The 15844-nt window shown below is 40.7% G+C and carries 17 protein-coding genes; all 17 read left to right on the forward strand.

Features of this window, described 5'->3' with window-relative positions; all coding sequences use genetic code 11:
- Positions 1-6 precede the first annotated feature (6 nt).
- The 17 genes from LKD41_RS08315 (at position 7) to flhA (ending at position 15843) form a co-directional block, all read left to right on the forward strand.
- A complete protein-coding gene (locus LKD41_RS08315) occupies positions 7-831 on the forward strand; it encodes a MotE family protein (RefSeq protein WP_227700914.1) in 825 nt (274 codons plus the stop codon).
- 35 nt (positions 832-866) lie between these two features.
- Positions 867-2342: a flagellar hook-length control protein FliK gene (locus tag LKD41_RS08320; RefSeq protein ID WP_227700915.1), complete on the forward strand. Its 1476-nt coding sequence runs from the start codon at positions 867-869 to the stop codon at positions 2340-2342.
- A 13-nt stretch (positions 2343-2355) separates the two neighbouring features.
- Positions 2356-3078: a flagellar hook capping FlgD N-terminal domain-containing protein gene (locus tag LKD41_RS08325; protein WP_118057400.1), complete on the forward strand. Its 723-nt coding sequence runs from the start codon at positions 2356-2358 to the stop codon at positions 3076-3078.
- Positions 3079-3108: 30 nt separating this feature from the next.
- Positions 3109-3507, forward strand: a complete 399-nt coding sequence (locus tag LKD41_RS08330) for a TIGR02530 family flagellar biosynthesis protein (RefSeq protein WP_022243307.1) — start codon at positions 3109-3111, stop codon at positions 3505-3507.
- A gap of 81 nt (positions 3508-3588) precedes the next feature.
- Positions 3589-5295, forward strand: coding sequence for a flagellar hook protein FlgE (locus LKD41_RS08335; protein WP_227700916.1), 1707 nt, complete (start codon positions 3589-3591; stop codon positions 5293-5295).
- A gap of 254 nt (positions 5296-5549) precedes the next feature.
- A complete protein-coding gene (locus LKD41_RS08340; protein WP_117841168.1) occupies positions 5550-6350 on the forward strand; it encodes a motility protein A in 801 nt (266 codons plus the stop codon).
- The gene (locus LKD41_RS08345) at positions 6350-7183 is read left to right on the forward strand and encodes an OmpA/MotB family protein (RefSeq protein WP_118057398.1); all 834 of its coding nucleotides are present in this window, start codon (positions 6350-6352) and stop codon (positions 7181-7183) included. Before LKD41_RS08340 ends, LKD41_RS08345 begins: the two co-directional genes overlap by 1 nt.
- Before the next feature lie 11 nt (positions 7184-7194).
- The gene (locus LKD41_RS08350) at positions 7195-7707 is read left to right on the forward strand and encodes a flagellar basal body-associated FliL family protein (RefSeq protein WP_022243303.1); all 513 of its coding nucleotides are present in this window, start codon (positions 7195-7197) and stop codon (positions 7705-7707) included.
- Positions 7708-7749: 42 nt separating this feature from the next.
- Positions 7750-8730, forward strand: coding sequence for a flagellar motor switch protein FliM (gene fliM, locus LKD41_RS08355; RefSeq protein ID WP_022243302.1), 981 nt, complete (start codon positions 7750-7752; stop codon positions 8728-8730).
- Between the two features lie 3 nt (positions 8731-8733).
- A complete protein-coding gene (gene fliY / locus LKD41_RS08360) occupies positions 8734-9900 on the forward strand; it encodes a flagellar motor switch phosphatase FliY (RefSeq protein ID WP_227700917.1) in 1167 nt (388 codons plus the stop codon).
- Positions 9901-9920: 20 nt separating this feature from the next.
- Positions 9921-10283 carry a response regulator gene (locus LKD41_RS08365; RefSeq protein ID WP_022243300.1) on the forward strand — a complete coding sequence of 121 codons (363 nt, stop codon included), beginning with the start codon at positions 9921-9923 and terminating at the stop codon, positions 10281-10283.
- A gap of 1 nt (position 10284) precedes the next feature.
- A complete protein-coding gene (locus tag LKD41_RS08370; RefSeq protein WP_022243299.1) occupies positions 10285-10683 on the forward strand; it encodes a flagellar biosynthetic protein FliO in 399 nt (132 codons plus the stop codon).
- Entirely contained in the window at positions 10676-11533 is an 858-nt protein-coding gene (gene fliP, locus LKD41_RS08375; protein ID WP_022243298.1) for a flagellar type III secretion system pore protein FliP, read from the forward strand. The genes LKD41_RS08370 and fliP overlap by 8 nt, the downstream gene beginning before the upstream one ends.
- Positions 11534-11553: 20 nt before the next feature.
- Positions 11554-11823 carry a flagellar biosynthesis protein FliQ gene (gene fliQ / locus LKD41_RS08380; RefSeq protein ID WP_227700973.1) on the forward strand — a complete coding sequence of 90 codons (270 nt, stop codon included), beginning with the start codon at positions 11554-11556 and terminating at the stop codon, positions 11821-11823.
- Between the two features lie 20 nt (positions 11824-11843).
- Positions 11844-12626, forward strand: coding sequence for a flagellar biosynthetic protein FliR (fliR, locus tag LKD41_RS08385; RefSeq protein WP_227700918.1), 783 nt, complete (start codon positions 11844-11846; stop codon positions 12624-12626).
- A gap of 25 nt (positions 12627-12651) precedes the next feature.
- Positions 12652-13779 carry a flagellar biosynthesis protein FlhB gene (flhB, locus tag LKD41_RS08390; RefSeq protein ID WP_022243295.1) on the forward strand — a complete coding sequence of 376 codons (1128 nt, stop codon included), beginning with the start codon at positions 12652-12654 and terminating at the stop codon, positions 13777-13779.
- Positions 13780-13809: 30 nt separating this feature from the next.
- Positions 13810-15843 (forward strand): flagellar biosynthesis protein FlhA, encoded by a 2034-nt coding sequence (flhA, locus tag LKD41_RS08395; RefSeq protein WP_022243294.1) that lies wholly within the window; start codon positions 13810-13812, stop codon positions 15841-15843.
- Position 15844 lies beyond the last annotated feature (1 nt).

Genomic DNA, 15844 nt, shown 5'->3' on the forward strand with positions numbered 1-15844 from the left:
GTAACGATGGCAGAAGAAATGGATAAGAAAGCAGCAAAGAAAGCGGAGAAGGCAAGAAAGAAGGCAGAAAAAAAGACTGCAAAGAACATGGAAACTGATTTGGAAAATACAGAAGAAGAGGAAGGCAGTTCTTCAAAACTGGCAGTTGCTCTGGTAACATTGGTCATCATTATTGTATGGCTGGCAATACTGGCACTGCTGATTAAATGGGATGTTGGAGGATTTGGCTCTACGGTAATGCGTCCACTATTAAAAGATATTCCGTATGTCAACCGGATTTTACCGGACTCTGAGGACGATCTTTCTACGGAAGAGGATTATCCATATAAGAACATGGATGAAGCGGTAGCTTACATAAAAGAACTGGAGCAGGAACTGGCACAGGCACAGCAGGGGAGCAGTGAAAACAGTGCTTATATCGCGGATTTGGAAGCACAGTCCCAGAAGCTGAAAGAATATGAAGCAAATGAGGCTGCTTTTGAAGAAGAAAAAGAAAAATTTTATAATGAGGTTGTTTTTTCGGACCAGGCACCCGATATAGAACAATATAAGGAATATTATGAGAGCATTGATCCGGATAATGCGGAACTTTTGTATAAACAGGTAGTGGAACAGCAGCAGACAGACAGTAAGATATCTGATTATGTTAAGGGCTATTCCCAGATGAAACCGAAGGAAGCAGCAGCCATATTTGACACCATGACAGATAATCTGAATCTGGTGGCACAGATATTGGAAAATATGGATGCGCAGTCAAGAGCTGATATTCTAGGGAAAATGAATTCTGATACAGCCGCAAAGGTGACAGAAATCATGAATCCTTCAGAATAAATAAAATTGAATAAAGAAGAAAGGAGGAAGAATACATGACGAGTGCAAAGATTTCGGGAATGGTATCAACCCCTGGAACTTTAGACACAGGACTTTCCAAAGTGACGGGCACTGTGGAAAAAGGGTTATGTGCAACTGCACAGGCAAGCTTTGCTTCTGTGATGGAACAGAAAACATCCGGTTATGGAAACCAGCAGCTTACCAGTGGAAATCCGGTAGGAAAAGAACCTGCAGCAACAACCACACAGCCGGCAGCTGTAGCAGACAGCGCAAAGAAACTGAATGTAAAGGAGAATTCTCCTACACAGAAAGTGGAAGAGCTGCAGAATCAACTGGAAGACACAAAGGATGCATTTGAAACTGGTGTAAAAGAAATTCTGAAAGATGAACTTGGCGTTTCGGATGAGCAGGTAGAAGATGCTATGTCTATACTGGGATTGCAGTGGATGGATTTACTGAACCCGGCAAGCCTTTCACAGCTTGTGACACAACTGACAGGAACTGAGGATGCCTGTTCACTGCTTATGAGTGAAGAATTCACAAATATTATGCAGAATACAGATGAGTTGGTTCAGAGCTTAAGTGAGACACTTGGAATTTCTAAGGATGAGTGGGTAGCATTACAGAATCAGTTGGCAGAACTGACAGCGGATTTTAACGAAACAGTGGATATGGCAGATGGCGGCGTGCAGGAAATTGCTCCACAGACTGATGCGACAATTACTTCACAGGATACAACAGTAATGGCAGCTACAGTTCAGATGACCCATACTACAGAAGAAACACAGAATGTACAGCCGGAAGAAGAGACAGAAGATGCAGCGCCGGTAATTCAGGTGAATGCGTCAGAGGATGCACAGACTGAAAACAATGTATCAGAGAATGCGTCCGGTGAAATGGGCGAGCCAGCAGCCCAGTCACAGAAAACGAAAGAGAGCAGTGTAAATGAACATGCGCAGAATATGGAATTTCAGGTAAGAGCAGAACAGCAGACTGTAGCACCGGAAGAGGTAAATAAGGTGGCATCCCGTACAACCATTGATGTGCAGGATATTATGAACCAGATTACAGAATTCGCAAAAGTGAATCTCTCCCCAGAAAATTCATCCATTGAGATGCAGCTGAATCCGGAAAATCTCGGAAAAGTATATTTACACATTGCAGCAACCAAAGAAGGAAATATAACTGCAGAACTGGCAGTAAGCAGTGAAACAGTAAAGACCGCTTTGGAAGCACAGATTGCAGACCTTCGAACCAGTTTAAACCAGCAGGGAATCAAAGTAGATGCAGTCGAAGTTGCAATAGCAAGTCATGAATTTGAACGGAACTTAGAGCAGAATGCATCTGGAGAAGAACAGCAGGGCAGTCAGAGAGAAGAATCTGGAAGAACAGCCGGAAGAAGATTGTTCCGTGGAGAATTGGACGAGTTATCCGGGCTTATGAATGAAGAAGAAGCATTGGCAGCCCAGATTATGAAAGACCATGGAAATACCATGGATGTAACAGCGTAGAAAGGAGCACAAAATGATAACACAGCTTATAAAAAATGGAGAGGTTGTGGATACCAGTGCAGAATCAAATTCCTCATCCTCTACTTCCAAAAAATCCGGAGGTAGTCTGGATAAAGATGCGTTTTTACAACTGTTAGTAGCACAGATGAAATATCAGGATCCATTGGAACCAACAGATAATACAGAGTATATTTCACAGTTGGCAACATTCTCACAGTTAGAGGAAACCCAGAATATGCAGGCATCCTTACAGGAGATGGAAGCAAATTCACTGGTGGGAAAACAGGTAGTACTTCGTGTTACATCTTCTGCAACAGGCGAGACATCCGATGTTACCGGAACAGTAGACAGTGTAATCCATGAGAACAATAAGACTTATCTTATGGTAAATAACAACCTTTACTCCATTGACGATTTATATTCTGTTATGGACGACAGTTACATGGATGCAATCAGCCTTGCAAAATCATTTTCACTTGCAATTGCATCATTACCTTCAGCAGATGAACTTACACTGGATAATGCAGGTACACTGACTAACCTTCGGAAAGCATATGACAGCATGACCAGTTATCAGAAGTCATTCATTAAACAGAGTGATATCGATAAACTTGTAAAACTGGAAGAGAAAATGAAACAGTTACAGGCTGCCGCAGGAGAAAACGGTGATAAGACAGAAGGTAACGGTGGTACAGAAGACAAAAAAGATACAGAAGAAACAGGGAAAGCAGAGTAAACCACGGAAGGTTATTAGGGAGATGAAAGCATGAATAAGATAGCAAATCAATTCACTTCCATTGAACAGGTAGCAGACCAGTATCTCAATCCTTCGAAGAGTAATAAAACGCAGCCGGAGCAGGGAGCTTCTTTTGCGGAGGTATTAAAAGAAAAGCAAAAAGCAGCAGATGTTTCCGAAGTGAAATTTTCGAAGCATGCAAGCATGCGGTTGTCTACCCGGAATATCAGTCTTTCAGACCAGCAGAGTGAACGCTTGGAAGCGGGTGTGGAGATGGCTGAGAAGAAAGGAATCAAAGAATCCTTAGTAGTAGTTGATTCGCTGGCATTCATTGTAAATGTACCGAGCAGGACAGTTGTAACAGCAATGGACCAGAATGAATCAGAAAATAATGTTTTTACAAATATTGATGGTGCAGTAATAGCATAGCCGGACCTTATGGAGGCTGTGAGAACCCTGACTGACAGATGGGTTCTGCGTCAGACATCAAATTTAGGAGGTCATTTCATTATGATGAGATCAATGTATTCTGCTGTGTCAGGACTTAAGACACATCAGACAAAGATGGATGTTATCGGTAACAATATTGCCAATGTAAATACCGTGGCATTTAAAGAGTCCAGTGTAACATTCAGCGAGATTATGTATCAGACAATTTCCGGTGCATCCGGAGCAAATGCAACAACCGGAACCGGTGGAATTAATGCCAAGCAGATTGGTCTTGGTGTAACAACAGGTTCTACTTCCATCGACATTACTTCCGGTGGGGCAGCCCAGACAACCGGAAAAGCATTTGACTTAAGAATTACAGACAAGGGTAATACAACAAGTTTCTTTGTTGTAAGCAACGGTACTGAAAATCTTTTTACCAGAGCAGGTTCTTTCTATATCGATGGCTCAGGAAACCTTGCCATGACATCTACCGGATACAATGTTATGGGATGGCAGGTAGACCCGACTACCGGACAGATTAAAAAAGACCAGGTATCTGCACTTCGTATCATGCAGGAAAGCAATCTTACTTCTCCGGCAGAAGCAACAACGAATGCAGTTTGTGGTGGTATTGTAGATAAAAACAGTACAGAAATAACCAGTGAAAGTGGATATGCCATGAATTTGAATTTCTTCGATGCATTGGGATATTCCTATACCGCAAAATTTGCAGTCAAAGGTGTAGATACCGATGCCGGAACTTATACCGTTGAGTTGAGTGCTATTTATGATTCTTCCAATAAGAATATCTTAGAGGAGTTTTTGGCAAATGGTGGAAATCTTTCTGATGTATTCGGAGCAAATGCCAGCGGTGGAATTACTAATGCACAGACTGCTTACAATGCAATCAGTACAGAGTGGACAGATACCGGAGCATCTAATTCCTTTGGCGGAAATACATATCATCAGTTCCGTAACAGCAGTGGTGAAATGTACTATATCAATACAACACAGAATGCCGCTACCGGACAGTATGACAGCAAAGTATATCGTGCAATTACTTCAGTCGGTGGTGTAGTAAACGGATACGAAGCAGTAACGGACGTATCACTTTCTGATATTTATACCGGGTTACAGCCTGGTGCAACCATCAACAGCATTACTGATGGTAATCCACCTACTATTGAAGCAACAGCAGTAAATTACGAACTGAAGTTTGATACTGGTACTGGAAAAGGTAAATTTGTTTCCGTGGGTGACAGCACTAACGGCTCAGTCACATTGAACATGAAACAGTTAGGCGACCAGTTTGAAAATATTTCCATTGATTTTACACAGTGTAAGAATTCTAATAATGGTGGAACATCTACTGTTGGAATGGATGCGGGAGCAATTGATGGAACAACCGGAACAGGTAAGAAGCTTGGAGCATTAACCGGTGTATTTGTAGATACCAATGGTAAAATTTACGGTTCTTACGATAATGGTAATACTGTTCTTTTGGGCCAGATTGCATCTGCCCGCTTTGCAAATGCAGCCGGACTTGAAAAAGTAGGAGATAACTGCTACCGTACTACTTTAAACTCCGGTGAATTTGATGGAATTGGTGTCGAAATTACTTCAAACGGAAGTACCATGAATTCCGGAGAACTGGAAATGTCCAACGTAGACCTGGCTTCTGAATTTACCGAGATGATTACCACGCAGAGAGGTTTCCAGGCAAACTCAAGAGTAATTACTACATCCGATACGCTTCTTGAGGAGTTGATTAATCTGAAACGATAATAAAAATAGTCAGATATAGCGAAAAATAATATAAAAACAGTACATATAGGGGGACTATATTTGATAGTTCCCCTATATATGGTATAATAGAAAATGGAATTGTTTCTAAAATAATTGTAAAAAAAGTAGACATTTTGCTGAAAGTTTAGTAAGATTATATAGAAATGAAAATGAAAATACAAAAAGGTGGGTAACAAGGACCATTTTCAAAAGAATGGTGTTCCCATAATTTTATAGAAATGTAGGTGGATAAATTGGATATAGCATCACTTATTGGTACCTTGATGGGACTTGCAATGGTTTTATTTGGAATTATTCAAAGTGCAGGTGTATCGGCAATATGGAATACATATATGGACTTCCCATCCGCTGTTATTACGATTGGAGGATCTATTGCTGGTGTTCTGGCATGTAACAGTATGGCAGATTTCATTAATGGCTTTAAGTCAGCGGGAAATGCTTTTAAGTTACATAAGAATGACCCGAGTGAGATTATTGGAAATATCATTAATCTTTCAAATATTGCCAGAAAAGAGGGGCTTCTTGCATTGGAAGAAGCAGCGAATGATATTGATGATGACTTTCTGAAAAAAGGAGTTATGCTGGTAGTAGATGGAACTGACCCGGAACTGGTGCGTGGAATTCTGGAAACAGATTTGGGCTGCATTGAGGACCGGCATAAGAAAGTAATCGGCTTCTGGGAAAAGTGGGGAGAATTAGCTCCGGCTTGGGGTATGATTGGTACCCTGATTGGTCTGATTAATATGTTGAAGGATTTACAGGATGCATCTTCCATCGGACCTAATATGGCAGTTGCCCTGATTACAACATTGTATGGTTCGCTGATATCTAACTGGATCTGTAATCCGATTGCATCAAAGATGTCAGATAATAATGCCAGAGAAATTATAATGAAAGAGGTTACCGTTGAGGGACTTTTGTCTATTCAGGCAGGAGAAAACCCTCGTGTAATAGAAGAAAAACTGAAATCATTCCTGTCACCACAGGCAAGAGAGGCTTATAATGCACAAGATGAAGCCGGAGGTGAAGAATAATGGCGAGAAAGAAGCGGGAACCGGAAGCAAAGCCGGCGGCTGGCTGGATAACCACCTTTAGTGATTTGATGAATCTGTTGCTGTGCTTTTTCGTGTTGCTTTTTTCCATGTCTACCGTTGATGCAGAGAAGTTTCAGATGGTGATAGCCTCGCTGCAGAGCAGCTTAAGTATTATGCCGGCAGGCAGTATGAGTATTGGCGAGGGAGAAATGGTGGGCAACGGAATCAGCCAGTTGCCGAATATTGATGTTTTTTTTGAAACGTCCTCAGGAGAGGATGGGGATTCCCAGGGTGGCAAAACAGAAGAGACTGAGACTGAGACAGATGTAGCAGAGCAGTATAAAGAACAGGCATTGTCGGAATCAGAACAAATGGCAGAACAAATCGAGCAGCAGATAGAGGCGGGGGGATTACAGAATCAGGTGGAAGTAGATTTTAATGCCGAGTATGTAAAACTTACATTAAATGGAGCAATATTATTTGATTCGGCAAAGGCAAATATCCGGGAAGATGCCCAGCCGCTGATTGCTAAAATAGGAACTATCCTGGAAAACTATGACAGCAATGTGATTGAAATTGAAGGACATACCGACAATGTGCCAATCCATTCGTCAAAATATGAAAACAATAATGTACTGTCCATGTACCGGGCACTTTCTGTGGCGGATTTTATCCGGGATAATACCACATTGGATCCGGCACTGATTAAATCCTCAGGAAGAGGGGAATATGTTCCTGTAGCAGATAATACTACAGAGGAAGGCAGAGCAAGAAACCGTCGTGTTGAAATTAAGGTATATAATTCATATAATTCCGGCGGCGCTACAGAATAGGAGGAAATGAGATGAAGAAGAACCTTATGTCAGTGCTTATTTTGGCACTGGTTCTGGTGAACCTGATTTTGACAGGAATACTTACAATAACAATCCTGCCGCAAACAAAGAAATCCAATGAGCTGGTAAACAAGGTATGCAGTGCAATTGATCTGGAGCTGGAGAGTGGGGATGGAACTGAGTCTGCCAGCATTCCAATGGACCAGGTTGAGACCTATAAAATTGAAGATGCCATGACAATCAATTTAAAAACAGGTGCAGATGGCGAAACTCATTATGTAAAGCTTACAGCATCCATTTCCATGGACAGCAAGAACGATGGATATAAAACCTATGGCGAAGATATGGCTGAACGTGAAACAATTTTAAAAGATACCATTAATAGCGTAATTAATACCTATACAATGGATGAATTTAATGCGGATCGGCAGGCGGTTAAAGACGCTATACTGGCAGAACTACAGAAGCAGTTTGGTTCAGATTTTATCATTGCAGTCAACTTCTCGGAAGTAACTGTAGTATAGGATTAAAAATAGTAAGCATGAAATATAAGGTGGTGAGAGTCCGTGAGCGAAGTTTTATCTCAGAATGAGATAGATAACCTGCTTCAGGCATTGAGCAGCGGCGAGCTGGATGTAGAAGAAATGAAGGACAATGGCGAGAAGCAGATTAAGAATTATGATTTCGCCAGACCTTCCAAGTTTTCAAAAGAACACTTAAGAACACTGGAGATTGTGTTTGAACATTATGGCAGACTGATATCCACAAATCTTCCGGTTTATCTAAGAAAAAATATTCAGGTTGAGGTGATGAACTCTGAAGCAGTTACCTATTCTGAGTTTTCAAATGCACTTTCTAATCCGGTGGTTCTTGGTATTGTTAATTTTTCTCCATTGAAAGGTTCGGTTATTCTGGAGATTGCTTCAAATCTTGCATATACCATGGTGGATCGTATGCTTGGTGGAAGCGGAGAACCATTAGCGAAAGTCCGTGACTTTTCAGAAATAGAGTTGCTGATTATAGAAAGAATTATGGGAGTCTGCGTCGACCTGCTCCGGGAACCGTGGGAAAATGTTGTGGATTTACATCCAAGACTGGAACGTATTGAAACAAATTCGCAGTTTGCCCAGATTATTTCTCCGAGTGAAATGATTGCAATTATTACAATTAATGTAAAAATAGGGGATGTTGAAGGTCTGATGAATATCTGCCTTCCGTATCTTACTTTGGAACCTGTTATGGACAAGTTGAATACAAAATACTGGTATTCTACCATGCAGGAAAAAGATGAACAGCGTTATACGGAAGCAATTGAAACTTTGATTTCAAAAGCACCGATACCTGTAAAAGCAATTTTAGGTAACAGCACCATATCGGTAAACGACTTCATGAATTTACAGGTGGGTGATATAGTTAGATTGGACACGAAAGTGGACCAGGAGCTGGATGTTTACGTTGGAAACATTCGTAAGTTTACTGCATTGCCGGGAGCTTCGGGTGATGACTATGCAGTAAGAGTAATGTCAGTAATTAGAGAGGAGCAGTAAGTGATGGATGGAGTACTATCGCAGGAAGAAATCAATGCCCTGCTAAATAATCCGGGTGCATCATCAGATACGGCAGATGGACAGCTGAGTGATTCAGAAAAAGACACAATCGGTGAAATTGCTAATATCAGTATGGGTACCGCAGCAACGACATTGTTTTCGCTGGTGAACCGTAAAGTGGAAATATCCACACCGGTTGTTACCATGGCAAACTGGGACGACGTGGTAAAGGCGTATGAGCGTCCGTGTGTATTTATACGAATCGGATTCACCGTTGGATTGGATGGAAGCAATATCCTGATATTAAAGGAGCATGATGTTAAGGTCATTACAGATCTTATGATGGGAGGAGACGGAACCAATACAGACGTGGAACTGGGAGAGCTTCATTTAAGCGCAATCAGTGAAGCAATGAATCAGATGATGGGTTCTGCAGCTACTTCATTATCATCCATGCTGAATAAAAAGATTGATATCAGCCCGCCTGTTGCAGATCTGATTGATCTGACAGGAAATATTGATGAGGGAGCAATTGATGATTTCCTGACACAGCCATTTGTGAAAATCTCTTTTAAAATGGAAATCGGTGATCTTGTGGACAGTGAAATCATGCAGCTGTATCCGGTATCTTTTGCAAGAGAGATGTGTAAAAGTATTACGGAGACCATGACAGGTGGAAACGAACCAATACAGGAAGCAACACCACAGCCGGCACCGGCTCCTGCACCACAACCACAGGCAAGCCAGACAGCACCACAGCCTCAGCCAATGATGGGACAGCCGATGATGGGGCAGCCAATGATGGGACAGCCGATGATGGGGCAGCCAATGATGGGACAACCTGTAGATATGTCGGCAATGTATGCAAACCAGCAGGTAAATGTACAGCCGGCTCAGTTCCAAAATTTTACTGGAGATATGAATGGGGTATTTCCAAAGGAAAATATTGATCTTATTATGGATGTACCATTAGAAGTAACCGTGGAACTGGGAAGAACCAGTAAATCCATTCATGATATATTGGATTTTGCTCCGGGAACAATCATTGAATTGAATAAGATTGCTGGAGAACCAATTGATGTACTGGTAAATGGAAAGTACGTTGCAAAAGGTGAAGTAGTTGTAATTGAAGAAAGCTTTGGTGTAAGAATTACAGAGATTATTAAATAATTAGCAAGGAGATAACTAATATGGCAAAGAGTATTTTAATTTGTGATGATGCAGCTTTTATGAGAATGATGATTAAGGATATCCTTACCAAAAATGGATATACAGTTGCCGGGGAAGCAGAAAATGGAGTAAAGGCAATCGAAAAATATAATGAAGTACATCCAGACCTGGTACTGATGGATATTACCATGCCGGAGATGGACGGAATTCAGGCATTAAAAAAGATTAAAGAAGCAGATGCAAATGCATGTGTAATTATGTGTTCTGCAATGGGTCAGCAGGCAATGGTTATTGAAGCAATCCAGTCTGGTGCAAAGGATTTTATTGTAAAACCATTTCAGGCAGAACGTGTTCTTGAAGCAGTAAAAAAAGTAGTGGGTTAATATGATATTACTGAGTAGCAGAACATCGGGCGTACAAAGCTTTTTCCAATTGATAGGTGTATTGCTGATATTTGTTTTTGTGCTTGCAATTACATATTATGTAACAAAATGGATTGCCGGATATCAGAAGCAACATAATTTTCAGAAGAATATGCGGGTAGTGGAGACTATGAAACTCACTACAAATAAGTATATTCAGATTATAGAGGTGGGAGAGACCTATCTCGTAATCGGAATCGGAAAAGATGAAGTGACGATGTTAGCACAGCTTACAAGGGAACAGTTAAATGATGTTTCGCTGGAAGATACGGTGAAATATCAGAATACAGGAGAAAGTTTCTCTAACATTATGAAACAGTTCAAAGAACATTTACCGAAGAGCAGGCATAAGGATGAGTAATTTTAAGAAGAAATACTGTCTGGTATCTTTTATATTTGCGGTTATTGCAGTTGTTGTTACACTGGTGGCATTTGTACCACAGAAAGCGTATGCGGCATCTGTAAATATACCTGGGGTAACTGACAGCAGTAATAGTAATCAGTCAACTGAAAATGGCAATGGTACAGATGGAACAGCATCCTCTGGTAATAATGGACTTTCTGTTAATATTAATAATGGAGAGGGAAATTTATCCGGAACAGTTCGGATTTTTCTGGTACTGACTGTAATTGCGTTAGCACCATCTATTCTTATTATGCTGACTTCCTTTACCAGAATTATTATTGTGCTTCATTTTGTAAGAGCAGCAATTGGAACGCAGACTGTTCCGCCAAATCAGGTGTTGATTGGACTGGCGTTGTTCCTTACCCTGTTTATTATGAGCCCGGTTTTTACACAGATTAATGAAAATGCATTGAAACCGCTGGATGCCGGTGAAATCACGCAGGAACAGGCCTTTGAGGCAGGAATGGAGCCAATCCGTGAATTTATGTTTAAACAGACACAGGCAAAGGATATCAATACATTTTGTGACATTGCCGGCGTGACTTATGAGACACAGGATGATATATCCAATACTGTGCTGATTCCGAGCTTTATTTTAAGTGAGCTGAGACAGGCATTTATTATTGGATTTGTTATATATATTCCGTTTATTGTAATTGACATGGTAGTAGCATCTGTCCTTATGTCGATGGGTATGATGATGCTTCCGCCAACTACGATTTCTCTTCCGTTTAAGATTCTGCTGTTTGTGCTTGCTGATGGATGGAATCTTGTTATCAGGGAACTGGTAGAGACATTTTACTGATGAAAGAGGTGTAGAAATTGATCACACAGGGAGAAGTTTTAGATATTGCAAGGGACGCTATTTATAATATTATTTTAACTTCGGCTCCATTGCTTTTAATATCACTTATCGTAGGCTTGATTATTAGTATTTTTCAGACGGTTACATCTATTCAGGAACAGACGCTTACCTTTGTACCGAAGATTCTGGGTGTATTTGCAGGAATGCTTCTCTTTGGAGCGTGGATGCTGAATAATATGACTGATTTTATGACGAGATTGTGGTCTGATTTTAGTTTATATATCAGTTGATATACAGGTAGAGATAAAACATGGTTAATTATAGTTTCTCACTGCTTACATTTGAATATTTTTTGCTGGTTCTGGTGAGGATTACTTCTTTTGTTTTTTCGGCTCCATTTTTTAGCATGTCGAATACTCCGGGAAGAGTCAAAATTGGTTTCTCAGTATTTGTATCCATCCTGTTGATTGGAGTATTACCTGAAAGCACGATAGAATATGGAGGAGTAATTGAATATGCCACAATTGTCGTGAAAGAGGGAATTACAGGATTGCTGATTGGTTTTGGAGCAAATATTTGTAATTCCATTGTTTTATTTGCGGGTAATATTATGGATTTAAATATGGGCTTGTCCATGGCAACCGAGTATGATCCGGTAAGTAAAACAAATTCTCCAATAACAGGTAATTTTTATAATTATCTGGTCATGTTATTGCTCATGTCCAGTGGAATGTATCAGTATATCTTACAGGCAATTGTTGATTCTTTCACTCTGATTCCGGTAAATGGTCAGAATTTTATGTGGGATTCCCTGCTTCAGACCATGGTTTCTTATATGACGGATTCCATGGTGCTTGGTTTCCGGGTGGCACTTCCTGTTTTTGCAGTGTTAATGATATTGAACTGTATTCTTGGAATCATGGCAAAGATTGCACCACAGATGAATATGTTTTCTGTTGGTATCCAGCTTAAGATATTACTTGGATTTCTGGTTTTGTTTTTGACGATACAGCTGCTTCCGTATGTATCCGATTTTGTGCTTACTGAGATGAAACGGATGGTTACCGGAATTGCATCAGGAATGTATGGATAAGCTGGTACATGAATAGGAGATTTATATGGAGGAAAGAGATTTACTTCTGAAATATAATCTGCAGTGGTTCGCAAAAGAGGGACCTGGCGGCGAAAAGACAGAGCCGGCAACTGCAAAAAAATTAAAAGATGCAAGAGAAGAAGGAAAAGTTGCAAAAAGCAAGGAATTTTCCGGAGCAGTAGATTTAATTGTTTTATTCCTGGGATTGAAGATTTTTGGAAGCTATGTTTCAGAAACCTTAATGAATGAGTTTTCAGGTTTCTATCGGAAAATCCCGGATATTCTATTAGAAAATAAGACGGGCATGACAGTAAAATCCAGCCATATGCTAATGTCACAGGCTGTGATTGAAATGATAAAGGTCATGATACCGTTTCTTTTAATCGGAATAGTGGTAACGTTTTTAGTCAGTGTACTTCAGGTGGGCTGGAAAATAAGCGGGAAGCCATTAAAACCGGAATTATCAAAGTTTAATCCTATCAATGGGTTTAAACGGATGTTTTCCAAAGATTCTCTGTTTGAACTTGTAAAGTCTATTGTCAAAGTGGCACTGGTCATGTATGTGGCGTATTCCGAGATTAAGGACAGGCAGGGAGAATTATTTGTTATCTATGATATGGAACTGTTACAGGCAGTTGCATTGATTGCCGGACTTATTGTGGATGTGGGTTTAAAAACAAGCCTGGTTTACCTGATTGTCGGAATCGCTGATTTGATTTATCAGAAACATAAATTCAAAGAAGAAATGAAGATGACCAAACAGGAGGTAAAGGACGAGTATAAAAATACTGAAGGAGACCCACAGATTAAGGGAAGACAGCGTCAGAGAATGCGTGAGGCATCGCAGCGACGAATGATGCAGGATGTGCCGAAGGCAGACGTAGTCATTACGAACCCGACCCATTATGCAGTTGCGATAAGGTATGATGCGGAAGTATCCAAAGCACCGGTTGTGGTTGCAAAGGGTGAAGATTTTCTTGCTGCAAAGATTAAGGAAGTGGCAAGAGAAAATCAGGTGGAAATTGTAGAGAATAAACCGTTGGCGCGTATGCTTTATGCAAATGTAAATGTCGGAGCAGAAATTCCACCAGAATTGTATCAGGCAGTTGCAGAAGTGCTTGCGATGGTTTACAATCTAAAAGGCAGAAATTAATACGAATTTAAATGAAAGGAGGAAACCGGAATGAAAAAAGCGGATTTTGGTGTAGCAATCTATCTTCTTGCTGCAGTCATATTCTTTATTATTCCGATTCCTTCTATTTTATTGGATGTCATGCTGGCGATTAATATTTCACTGGCAATGATTATTCTTTTTAATGCATTATTTGCAAAAGAAGTGCTGGATATGTCATTTTTCCCGACACTGTTATTGTTTACCACCATATTCCGAATCTCATTAAATGTTTCTTCCACCCGATTGATTTTATCTACCGGTGAACCAGGAAATGTAGTAGAGACCTTTGGAGGCTTTGTAGGTGGTGGTAATCTTGTAATCGGAGCAATTGTATTTATTGTCCTGATTCTGATACAGTTTATCGTTATCAATAAAGGTTCTGAGCGTGTATCTGAGGTAACTGCACGTTTTACATTGGATGCAATGCCTGGAAAACAGATGGCAATTGACGCGGATTTAAATACTGGTGCCATCACAGAGAAGGAAGCAAGAGAACGGAGAACTAAGATTCAGCAGGAATCTAACTTCTTTGGTTCTATGGATGGTGCAACCAAGTATGTAAAAGGAGATGCAACGGCCGGCCTTATTATTACATTCATCAACCTGATTGGTGGAACGATTATGGGGGTCATGAATGGCGGGCTGTCTGCCATGGAGGCACTTCAGAAATATGGTATATTAACCATTGGTGATGGACTGGTCAGCCAGGTTCCGTCTCTTTTGATTTCGCTGGCAACAGGTATTCTCGTAACAAAAGCATCCAGTGAAGCGGATTTTGGATCCATGCTGGTAAAACAGCTTTTTGGAATTCCCAAGGTATTGTATATTGTAGGTGCAACGATAACCTTTCTTGGAATTGCAACTCCGCTGAATCCGGTACTTTTCTGTGCGCTTGGCATTGCATTTTTAGCTGCCGGACGGAAGATACAAAAGGATGTAAAGGTGGAAGAAATCGAAGAGGAAACCAATGCAGATGAAACGGCGGCAGAAGAAATCCGGCGGCCGGAGAATGTGGTTTCACTGCTTCAGGTTGATCCTATTGAACTGGAGTTTGGTTATGGTATTATTCCACTGGCAGATGTAAATCAGGGTGGAGACCTTTTGGACCGTGTAGTAATGATCCGTAGACAGATTGCGCTGGAACTTGGAACAGTGGTTCCGATTATTCGTCTGCGTGATAATATTCAGTTAAATCCTAACCAGTATATTATTAAGATAAAGGGAATTCAGGTAACAGAAGGAGAAATCCTTTTTGACCACTATATGGCAATGAATCCGGGATATGTGGAAGAGGAAATCACCGGTATTCCGACCTTTGAGCCATCCTTCCATCTGCCGGCAATCTGGATTACAGAGGGACAGAGAGAGCGTGCGGAGAGTCTTGGCTATACCGTAGTAGATCCACCATCTATTATTGCCACCCATCTTACAGAGGTAATCCGTTCCCATATTGCAGAACTTCTTACCAGACAGGATGTATCTAATCTTATTAGTAATATCAAGGAAAACAATCCTGCACTTGTGGATGAACTTACACCGAAGCTTCTTAGTATTGGTGAAATTCAGAAAGTTTTACAGAATCTTTTACAGGAGGGCATCTCTATCCGTGACCTGCTTACGATTTTTGAAAATTTAGCAGACCATGCGGTAACAACCAGGGATACCGATGTATTGACAGAATATGTGCGTCAGGGATTAAAACGTGCAATTTCAAGTAAATACTTTCCGGCAAATGAGACAACCAGCGTGGTAACATTAGATCCGAAGGTGGAACAGGAAATCATGGGTTCTGTAAAACAGACTGAGCAGGGGGCTTATTTGACTTTAGATCCGGAGAAGACCAAGAATATTATGGAATCCTTAAAGCAGGAAGTAGCAAAGTTAGAGAATATTGGAAAGAATCCGATTGTCATTACTTCGCCAATTGTGCGGATGTATTTTAAGAAACTCACCGAGGACTATTTCAAAGACCTCATTGTGGTGTCTTATAATGAAGTGGAATCAAATGTGGAATTACAATCAGTAGGGATGGTGACAGCATAAA

This window comes from Roseburia sp. CLA-AA-H209 (assembly GCF_020687575.1).
Lineage (GTDB): Bacteria > Bacillota > Clostridia > Lachnospirales > Lachnospiraceae > Roseburia_C > Roseburia_C amylophila.